This is a genomic window from Variovorax sp. 05T418, assembly GCF_056396385.1.
Map to the genome: position 1 here is coordinate 137,033 of NZ_JBFTLJ010000016.1, position 8,072 is coordinate 145,104.

Below are 8,072 nucleotides of genomic sequence, written 5' to 3' on the forward strand. Positions count from 1 at the left end.
AGGTCGATCAGCCGGTGATCAGACCAGCACGGCCTTCTCGACCAGGCGGGTCACGACCCAGTTCTTGGTCTTGGAGATCGGACGGCTTTCCGTGATCTCGATGGTGTCGCCCAGCTTGTACTCGCCCTTTTCGTCGTGGGCGTGGTACTTGCTCGTCTTGGCCACGATCTTGCCGTAGAGCTCGTGCTTCACACGGCGCTCGACCAGCACGGTCACGGTCTTGGCACGCTTGTCGCTGACCACCTTGCCGATCAAGGTGCGCTTGAGGGATTTTTTAGCTTCCGTCATGTTCACTCCTTACTTGGCGGCTTGGGTTTCTTGCTGCTTCTGAGCAAGAATGGTCTTGGCGCGCGCGATGTCGCGGCGCGTCACGCGCAGCGTCGAGGTGTTCGACAGCTGTTGCGTGGCTTTCTGCATGCGCAGGCCGAAATGGGCCTTCTGCAGGTCCTTGATTTCGGCTTGCAGGCCTGCGACGTCCTTCGTGCGCAGGGTTGCAGCCTTGGTCACCTTGGCCGGAGCCGCGGTTTCTTTTTTCTTACGTGTTGCCATGGATGTTCTCCTCTCAGGCGCCGAGCTGGCGAGCGACGAAGGTCGTACGCAGCGGAAGCTTGGCGGCGGCCAGGCGGAACGCTTCGCGGGCGAGTTCTTCGGGCACGCCGACGATCTCGAACACGATCTTGCCAGGCTGGATTTCAGCGACGTAGTACTCGGGGTTGCCCTTACCGTTACCCATCCGCACTTCGGCGGGCTTGGTAGAGATCGGCTTGTCCGGGAACACGCGGATCCAGATACGGCCACCGCGCTTCACGTGACGCGAAATCGCGCGGCGAGCGGCTTCGATCTGGCGCGCCGTGAGGCGGCCGCGGTCGGTGCATTTGAGACCGAAGTCACCGAAGGCAACCGAGTTGCCCCGGGTTGCGACGCCGGTGTTGCGGCCCTTTTGTTCCTTGCGGAACTTTCTGCGTGCAGGTTGCAGCATTTTTAATACTCCGTAGTTCTAAGACCGATCACTCGGTCTTGGCACCGTCAGCTGCTGCAGCTGGCGCGGCTTTGCGGACGCGCTTAACGGCGGGTTTCGAGTCTGCACCCGGAGCAGCGGGAGCTGCGCCAGTGGCTTCTGCGGGCTTGTCGCTGCCGTCGGCCGGGGCGGTGTTGCCACCGATCGGGCCACGGGCACCGGCGCGCGGGCCGGGACCACGACGGTCCGAACCCGGACGGTCGCCACCCGGGCGGCCATCGCGGCGCGGACCACGCGGACGACGCTCGTCGTCCGGACGCGGCGTTTCGACGGCCGGCAGGTCGTTGCGGCCCAGCGTGTCGCCCTTGTAGACCCAGACCTTGACGCCGATGACGCCGTAGGTGGTCTTGGCTTCCGAGGTGCCGTAGTCGATGTCGGCGCGCAGCGTGTGGAGGGGCACGCGGCCTTCGCGATACCACTCGGTACGGGCAATTTCGATGCCGTTCAGGCGGCCAGCCGACATGATCTTGATGCCCTGGGCACCCAGACGCATGGCGTTCTGCATGGCGCGCTTCATGGCGCGGCGGAACATGATCCGCTTTTCGAGCTGCTGCGTGATGCTGTCGGCGATCAGCTGGGCATCGATTTCGGGCTTGCGCACTTCTTCGATGTTCACTGCCACCGGCACGCCGAGCTGCTTGCCCAGTTCGCGCTTGAGGTTCTCGATGTCTTCGCCCTTCTTGCCGATCACGACGCCCGGACGAGCCGAGTAGATCGTGATGCGTGCGTTCTTGGCGGGACGCTCGATCATGACGCGCGACACCGAAGCGTTCTTCAGCTTCTTCTTGAGGTATTCGCGGACCTTGATGTCTTCGGCCAGCATGCCCGCGAAATCGCGGTCGCTTGCGTACCAGCGGCTGGACCAGTTACGGGTAACCGCAAGGCGGAAGCCGGTCGGATGGATTTTCTGTCCCATATTTCTTCCAGGCGTTCTTAGTTGCCAACCGTCACGTACACATGGCACGTGGGCTTGCTGATGCGGTTACCGCGACCCTTGGCTCGCGCCGTGAAGCGCTTGAGCGTTGCGCCCTGTTCGACGTAGATGGTCTTGACCTTCAGTTCGTCGATATCGGCGCCATCGTTGTGCTCGGCGTTGGCAATTGCCGACTCGAGCACCTTCTTGATGATCACAGCGGCCTTCTTCTGCGTGAATTGCAGGACGTTGAGCGCTTGATCAACCTTCTTGCCGCGGATCAGGTCAGCGACCAGACGGCCCTTGTCGACCGAGAGGCGGACACCGCGGAGGACTGCACGTGTTTCAGACATGGTCGTTCCTTACTTCTTCTGGACTTTCTTGTCCGCGGGGTGCCCCTTGAACGTGCGCGTGAGCGCAAATTCGCCGAGCTTGTGGCCGACCATCTGGTCGGTGATGTAGACAGGCACGTGCTGCTTGCCGTTGTGCACGGCAATGGTCAGGCCGATGAACTCGGGCAGGACCATCGAGCGGCGCGACCAGGTCTTGATCGGCTTCTTGTCCTTCGTCGTCACGGCCTTGTCGGCCTTGGCCACGAGGTGATGGTCAACAAACGGACCCTTTTTGAGAGAGCGAGTCATTTGCTATCCCTTACTTCTTGCGGCGCGACACGATGAAGACCTGCGTGCGCTTGTTGTTACGGGTACGGTAGCCCTTGGTCAGGTTGCCCCATGGGTCGACAGGATGGCGGCCTTCGCCGGTCTTGCCTTCGCCACCACCGTGCGGGTGGTCGACAGGATTCATCACCACGCCGCGAACGGTCGGGCGAATACCCATGTGACGCTTCACACCGGCCTTGCCGAGCTGGCGCAGGCTGTGCTCTTCGTTCGCGACTTCACCGATGGTGGCGCGGCATTCGATGTGGATGCGGCGCACCTCACCCGAACGCATGCGGACCTGGGCGTAGACGCCTTCGCGAGCCAGCAGCGTGGCCGACGTGCCGGCCGAACGCGCGATCTGCGCGCCCTTGCCGGGTTGCAGTTCGATGCAGTGGATCGTCGAGCCGACCGGAATGTTGCGGATCGGCAGCGTGTTGCCTGCGCGGATCGGGGCTTCCGAACCGCTCAGCAGCGTTGCACCAGCCTCAAGACCGCGCGGGGCGATGATGTAGCGGCGCTCGCCGTCGGCGTAGCAGACCAGGGCAATGTGGGCGGTGCGGTTCGGGTCGTATTCGATGCGTTCGACCTTGGCCGGGATGCCGTCCTTGTTGCGCACGAAGTCGACAACGCGGTAGTGGTGCTTGGCACCGCCGCCACGATGACGGATCGTGATGTGGCCGTTGTTGTTGCGGCCGGCCTTCTGGAACTGGGGCTCCAGCAGAGGCGCGTGAGGAGCACCCTTGAACAGGTGGTCCCGCGAGATCTTCACCGCGCCGCGTTGGCCCGGCGAAGTGGGTTTCATCTTGATGACGGCCATGATTAAGCGCCTTCCCCGACGAGGTTGAGCTCTTGACCGGGCTTGAGCGTCACATAGGCCTTGCGAACGTTGTCGCGGCGGCCGATGGACTTGCCAAAGCGCTTGGTCTTGCCCTTGGTGTTGAGCACCGACACGCCCTGGACTTCGACCTTGAACATCAGTTCGACAGCGGCCTTGATCTCGGGCTTGGTGGCGTCTTGCAGCACCTTGAAAGTGACAGCGTTCGACTTCTCGCCGACCATCGTGGCCTTTTCGGACACGATCGGGGCGACCAGCACCGCCATCAGGCGGCCTTCTTCGAACGTACGTTCAGCGGCGGTAGGGTTCACGCGGCTCATGCGAACATCTCCTTGAGCTTGTCGACGGCACCCTTGGTGACCAGCACCTTCTTGTAGTGGACCAGCGACACCGGATCGGCGTAGCGGGGTTCGACCACGAGAATGTTCACCAGATTGCGCGAGGCAAGGTACAGGTTTTCGTCGACTTCTTCGGCGATCACGAGCACGGACTCGAGATTCATCGCCTTGAAACGGGCTGCCAGCGGCTTCGTCTTGGGCGAATCCACGGTCAGCGAATCCACCACGGCCAGACGGCCTTCGCGAGCGAGCTGCGAGAAGATGGCGGCCATGCCGGCGCGGTACATCTTCTTGTTGATCTTCTGCGAGAAGTTTTCGTCAGGCATGTTCGGGAAGATCCGGCCACCCCCGCGCCACAGCGGCGAGGACGTCATACCGGCACGGGCGCGGCCCGTTCCCTTTTGCTTGAAAGGCTTCTTGGTCGAGTGCTTGACCTGCTCGCGGTCCTTCTGGGCGCGCGTGCCTTGGCGGGCGTTGGCCTGGAATGCAACGACGATCTGGTGGACCAGGTCTTCGTTGTAGTCACGGCCGAACACGGTCTCGGGGGCGTCGTATTTCGACGCGGCCTGGCCTTGTTCGTTCAGGAGTTCGAGTTGCATTACTTCGCTCCTTCAGCCGCTTGCGGCTTGGCCTTGATGGCGGGACGCACGGTGACGAAGCCACCCTTCGAACCCGGGATCGCGCCCTTGATGAGCAACAGTTGACGCGCTTCGTCGATGCGGAAGACATCGAGGTTCTGCGTGGTCTTGGTGACGTCGCCGAGGTGGCCCGTCATGCGCTTGCCGGGGAACACGCGACCGGGGTCTTGTGCCATGCCGATCGAGCCGGGAACGTTGTGCGAACGGCTGTTGCCGTGCGACGCGCGCTGCGAGCTCATGTTGTGGCGCTTGATGGTGCCGGCGTAGCCCTTGCCGATCGAGGTGCCTTGCACGTCGACCTTCTGGCCCACCGAGAACACGCTGCTCGCGGCGATCACGGCGCCAGCCTTGTGCTGGCCTGCGGTATCGGCGGTCACGCGGAATTCGCGGATGATTTCACCAGCTTCGACACCCGCCTTGGCGAGGTGGCCGGCTTGGGGCTTGGTCACGCGCGATGCCTTGCGCGAACCGAACGTCACTTGCAGTGCGACGTAGCCGTCGGTCTCTTGCGACTTGATCTGGGTCACACGGTTGTTGGACACATCCACCACCGTGACAGGAACTGCGTCCCCGTCATCGGTGAAGAGACGCATCATCCCCACCTTGCGGCCCAGCAACCCGAGGGAGTTGCTCAGACTCATTTGTTTTCTCCAAAAATGGAAACTCCCCTCGCCGCTGCCACTTCAATTGGCGACAGCGTTTGGCCGATTCCCCTGGGGGTACCCGGCCTGCGAAGGAAGGTTGATAAATCTCCGCTCTCAAGGCGCCCGAATGGACGCACGAAGGGCAGAGCCAGCGATTATAGCCCGCGATGCGGGCGCAGTGCAAGCTGCATTGCGAAGCGGCCCGGAAGGCACCTGCCCCCTGTCTTGGGCCGCTTTTTACTGCTTCCGGCCTATTTGACGGGCATCGTGATGATGCTGTCGCCACCCGGCGTGGACTTCATTTCGCCGCTGGATTTCAAGGTCGGCGCCGCCGTGCCGGTCTGGATGGGGACCGAAACCGCGCTCGAGGCGCCGCCGTGCCTGATGAACACATTGAGGTAGGCCAGCCCCTCGGCCTCGCTCACCACGACGACGGTGGCCGTGGTCCGCTTGCCGGCCGGCAGCGCGAGGGTGCTGCTTCCCTGGAGGGCCAGCCCCTTGTCGGCGCTCAGGCGGACCGTGGCACCCTCGGCGTCGGTCACGCCGTCGAATTGCAGCACGACAGGCGTGGCCTGGCCCACTCGCGGCGTGGCGTCGAGCCGGTATTCGAGCTTGACGCCGGCGCCGCCGGGCTTTTGCGGCGCCGTGGTCATGGGGACGGCCTGGCGCTGCTGCTGCGACGCTGCATGCCTGGCGCTGCGCGACCCGGGGTCGCCGTCTGCCGCGGCTGGCAACGACAGCATTGCCAGTGCGAGGCACACGAGGCACGCGAGAGCCGTCATCGAATTCGATCGGATGTTCATGGCGGCCTTTCTTGCTACTACTGAATGGAGACGTTGAAGCATGCGTCGAGACTGCTGAGGTCCGTCACTGCCAGAACGTACTCGCCAGCCGACAGGCTGACCGTATTGCCGGTGCGGGCAACCAGGCCGCCCCTGAAGATGTCGAAATCGGGGTTGGATCCCGCCGGACCGCCATTCACGACGATTTGGTAGCTGCGGTTGGCAGGCGCGGTGAAGCGGACATAGGAGAAGTTGCCGAGCTTGTTGCCCGTGCCGGCGTCGTTGGAGACGCAGGCCTGGGTCACGGCGCCGCCCACGGTCGCCACCCTGTACATCGGGATCGCAACCGGAATTGCGCCGTCGTTGGTTTCGGCGCCGCCGAACGGATCGTTGTCCGTCGCGTTGATGCCCTGCCCGCCCAGCAGGGTGGCCAGGGCCGAAGCGCTGCCCGGCGCGGTCGCGTTGAAGGCCGCCGAGAAAGGATGGATCGAGGTGACGGCCGCGCCGCTCCTGAACTGGAAGCCGGTCAGCGTGTCGTGGATCGGCTTGAAGCCGACCTGCTGGTTGAGGTTCCAGAAGATCGACTGGATCGAGGTCTCGCGGTACCAGCCCGGCTGGGTTGCCGCACCGGCGGAAAGGTCGATGTTGATGCTCTCCCGGACGGACGCCTGTTGCGCCCCGCCCGAATCGACATAGTTCCGGCGCCCCAGCGCAATGCCCGACCAGGCATTGCCCCAGCCTTCCGAGAACGCGAGCCGGCGATCGGTACGCTGGCTCTGGCTGTGGTCCCCGCCCATCGAGTCGTCGCGGCTGAAGGAGGACTGGTAGTAGTGCCCCCACTCGTGGGCAATCACCGAGGTGTCGTATTCATCGGTATCGACGTCTTCCTTGCCCAGCACATAGATTTCGCGGCCGTTGCTGCCCCTGTCGACGAAGAAAGTGGTGCCGATCTGCCCCGCCGCGACGCTGCCGGGGGACGGCGCATTGTTGATGCTCCAGAACACGCGCAAGGCCGGAAATGCCGTTGCAGGCGCCGCCGAGACCACCTTCTGCATGGCGGTGTAGACCGTATCGAGGATGGCAAAGGGCGCCGCCACCCGGTCCCCCGTGTAGCTCGAACCACCCCAGCCCGAAGGTGCATGGAGGTCGCGCACCGAGGCGGCCACGCCCGACGAAAAGGCGGGGCTCTGCATGGTGTAGAGGCCACTGGAGCGCGTGTTGTCGCGCACCGTCACATCCCAGCTTGCGCCCGGGCCGCTTCGGACCAGCTGCGCCTTGACCCGCACCGCGATCGCCGTGTTCGCGGGCACGGACACCGCATAGGCGCCGTTGTCGTCGGTGGTGGCCGTGGCCAGTGGCGCGGACGTTGCCGCATTGAGCACTTCCACACTGGCCCCTCGCACGGGCCGGGGCGCCGAGCTGGCATAGACGAGGGTGCCGTTCGGATTCGGCACGGATTCATAGGTGGCCGTGCCGCTCAGGGTGACCGGACCCGCCACCGGCAGCGGGAAGCCGGCGAAGCCGCCGCCACCACCTCCCCCGCCTCCGCCACCGCAGCCGGCCAGCAGCGCCACGGCAACACATGCCGCGATCCATGCAGAAGAGTTCTTGTAGCTCATAGCTTGTACTGCCCTCGTTTCAGCCCCGGCCCCGCTGGCCCCGAAGAACACCGGTGCGCGAGGATGCCACAGTTGGAAGACAAATGAAAAAGCCCGCTTGCATTTCTGCAAGCGGGCTTCTCAGGAAACGCAGCGCGAGGCTGGTTTACTGCAGCTTGATCTCGACGTCCACGCCGGCCGGCAGGTCGAGCTTCATCAGCGCGTCCACGGTCTTGTCGGTCGGGTCGACGATGTCCATCAGGCGCTGGTGCGTGCGGATCTCGAGCTGGTCGCGCGAAGTCTTGTTGACGTGCGGCGAACGCAGGATGTCGAAACGCTTCATGCGGGTCGGCAGCGGCACGGGGCCTTTGACGATCGCGCCGGTGCGCTTGGCGGTATCAACGATTTCGGCTGCCGACTGGTCGATCAGCTTGTAGTCGAACGCCTTCAGGCGGATGCGGATTTTTTGCTTGGTAGCCATGGTGATTCCTTTGCGTGCGGCTTAGATGTCGAGGATCTTTGCCACGACGCCCGAACCCACGGTGCGGCCGCCTTCGCGGATGGCGAAGCGCAGGCCTTCTTCCATCGCGATCGGGTTGATCAGCTTCACGGTGATGCTGACGTTGTCGCCAGGCATGACCATTTCC

Annotated in this window: 14 protein-coding genes; all 14 read right to left on the reverse strand. The window is 63.8% G+C overall.

Translation table 11 applies throughout. The features are described 5' to 3' along the window. Positions 1–18: 18 nt before the first annotated feature. Entirely contained in the window at positions 19–288 is a 270-nt protein-coding gene (rpsQ, locus tag AC1DMS_RS26330; protein WP_015867662.1) for a 30S ribosomal protein S17, read from the reverse strand. A gap of 9 nt (positions 289–297) precedes the next feature. Continuing rightward, complete coding sequence (gene rpmC / locus AC1DMS_RS26335; RefSeq protein WP_026284221.1) at positions 298–507, reverse strand: 50S ribosomal protein L29; 210 nt, start codon at positions 505–507, stop codon at positions 298–300. A gap of 55 nt (positions 508–562) precedes the next feature. Further along, positions 563–979, reverse strand: coding sequence for a 50S ribosomal protein L16 (gene rplP, locus AC1DMS_RS26340; protein ID WP_015867664.1), 417 nt, complete (start codon positions 977–979; stop codon positions 563–565). 28 nt (positions 980–1,007) lie between these two features. After that, the gene (gene rpsC / locus AC1DMS_RS26345) at positions 1,008–1,934 is read right to left on the reverse strand and encodes a 30S ribosomal protein S3 (RefSeq protein ID WP_015867665.1); all 927 of its coding nucleotides are present in this window, start codon (positions 1,932–1,934) and stop codon (positions 1,008–1,010) included. A gap of 17 nt (positions 1,935–1,951) precedes the next feature. Continuing rightward, on the reverse strand, positions 1,952–2,284 hold the full coding sequence (gene rplV / locus AC1DMS_RS26350; RefSeq protein WP_007838134.1) for a 50S ribosomal protein L22: 333 nt from the start codon (positions 2,282–2,284) through the stop codon (positions 1,952–1,954). Positions 2,285–2,293: 9 nt separating this feature from the next. After that, the gene (gene rpsS, locus AC1DMS_RS26355) at positions 2,294–2,572 is read right to left on the reverse strand and encodes a 30S ribosomal protein S19 (protein ID WP_007838132.1); all 279 of its coding nucleotides are present in this window, start codon (positions 2,570–2,572) and stop codon (positions 2,294–2,296) included. 10 nt (positions 2,573–2,582) lie between these two features. Continuing rightward, positions 2,583–3,407 carry a 50S ribosomal protein L2 gene (gene rplB, locus AC1DMS_RS26360; protein ID WP_015867666.1) on the reverse strand — a complete coding sequence of 275 codons (825 nt, stop codon included), beginning with the start codon at positions 3,405–3,407 and terminating at the stop codon, positions 2,583–2,585. A gap of 2 nt (positions 3,408–3,409) precedes the next feature. Next, on the reverse strand, positions 3,410–3,745 hold the full coding sequence (gene rplW / locus AC1DMS_RS26365) for a 50S ribosomal protein L23 (protein ID WP_007838129.1): 336 nt from the start codon (positions 3,743–3,745) through the stop codon (positions 3,410–3,412). Further along, positions 3,742–4,362, reverse strand: coding sequence for a 50S ribosomal protein L4 (rplD, locus tag AC1DMS_RS26370; protein WP_013543942.1), 621 nt, complete (start codon positions 4,360–4,362; stop codon positions 3,742–3,744). The genes rplW and rplD overlap by 4 nt, the downstream gene beginning before the upstream one ends. Next, a complete protein-coding gene (rplC, locus tag AC1DMS_RS26375) occupies positions 4,362–5,042 on the reverse strand; it encodes a 50S ribosomal protein L3 (RefSeq protein WP_015867667.1) in 681 nt (226 codons plus the stop codon). Before rplC ends, rplD begins: the two co-directional genes overlap by 1 nt. A gap of 254 nt (positions 5,043–5,296) precedes the next feature. Continuing rightward, positions 5,297–5,848 (reverse strand): hypothetical protein, encoded by a 552-nt coding sequence (locus AC1DMS_RS26380; RefSeq protein WP_478181950.1) that lies wholly within the window; start codon positions 5,846–5,848, stop codon positions 5,297–5,299. A 17-nt stretch (positions 5,849–5,865) separates the two neighbouring features. Continuing rightward, on the reverse strand, positions 5,866–7,446 hold the full coding sequence (locus tag AC1DMS_RS26385) for a hypothetical protein (protein ID WP_478181951.1): 1,581 nt from the start codon (positions 7,444–7,446) through the stop codon (positions 5,866–5,868). Positions 7,447–7,591: 145 nt separating this feature from the next. Beyond that, on the reverse strand, positions 7,592–7,906 hold the full coding sequence (gene rpsJ / locus AC1DMS_RS26390; RefSeq protein WP_007838118.1) for a 30S ribosomal protein S10: 315 nt from the start codon (positions 7,904–7,906) through the stop codon (positions 7,592–7,594). A gap of 21 nt (positions 7,907–7,927) precedes the next feature. Continuing rightward, the coding region (locus tag AC1DMS_RS26395; protein WP_478084152.1) for an EF-Tu C-terminal domain-related protein at positions 7,928–8,072 on the reverse strand (145 nt) is incomplete at its 5' end.

What these genes read in the sequence shown, in the direction of transcription:
- rplV (WP_007838134.1), bottom strand. Translation starts at nt 2,284, where the DNA reads ATGTCTGAAACACGTGCAGTCCTCCGCGGTGTCCGCCTCTCGGTCGAC.
- rpsS (WP_007838132.1), bottom strand. Translation starts at nt 2,572, where the DNA reads ATGACTCGCTCTCTCAAAAAGGGTCCGTTTGTTGACCATCACCTCGTG.
- AC1DMS_RS26385 (WP_478181951.1), bottom strand. Translation starts at nt 7,446, where the DNA reads ATGAGCTACAAGAACTCTTCTGCATGGATCGCGGCATGTGTTGCCGTG.
- rpsC (WP_015867665.1), bottom strand. Translation starts at nt 1,934, where the DNA reads ATGGGACAGAAAATCCATCCGACCGGCTTCCGCCTTGCGGTTACCCGT.
- rplB (WP_015867666.1), bottom strand. Translation starts at nt 3,407, where the DNA reads ATGGCCGTCATCAAGATGAAACCCACTTCGCCGGGCCAACGCGGCGCG.
- rplW (WP_007838129.1), bottom strand. Translation starts at nt 3,745, where the DNA reads ATGAGCCGCGTGAACCCTACCGCCGCTGAACGTACGTTCGAAGAAGGC.
- rplC (WP_015867667.1), bottom strand. Translation starts at nt 5,042, where the DNA reads ATGAGTCTGAGCAACTCCCTCGGGTTGCTGGGCCGCAAGGTGGGGATG.
- rpsJ (WP_007838118.1), bottom strand. Translation starts at nt 7,906, where the DNA reads ATGGCTACCAAGCAAAAAATCCGCATCCGCCTGAAGGCGTTCGACTAC.
- rplD (WP_013543942.1), bottom strand. Translation starts at nt 4,362, where the DNA reads ATGCAACTCGAACTCCTGAACGAACAAGGCCAGGCCGCGTCGAAATAC.
- rpsQ (WP_015867662.1), bottom strand. Translation starts at nt 288, where the DNA reads ATGACGGAAGCTAAAAAATCCCTCAAGCGCACCTTGATCGGCAAGGTG.
- rplP (WP_015867664.1), bottom strand. Translation starts at nt 979, where the DNA reads ATGCTGCAACCTGCACGCAGAAAGTTCCGCAAGGAACAAAAGGGCCGC.
- AC1DMS_RS26380 (WP_478181950.1), bottom strand. Translation starts at nt 5,848, where the DNA reads ATGAACATCCGATCGAATTCGATGACGGCTCTCGCGTGCCTCGTGTGC.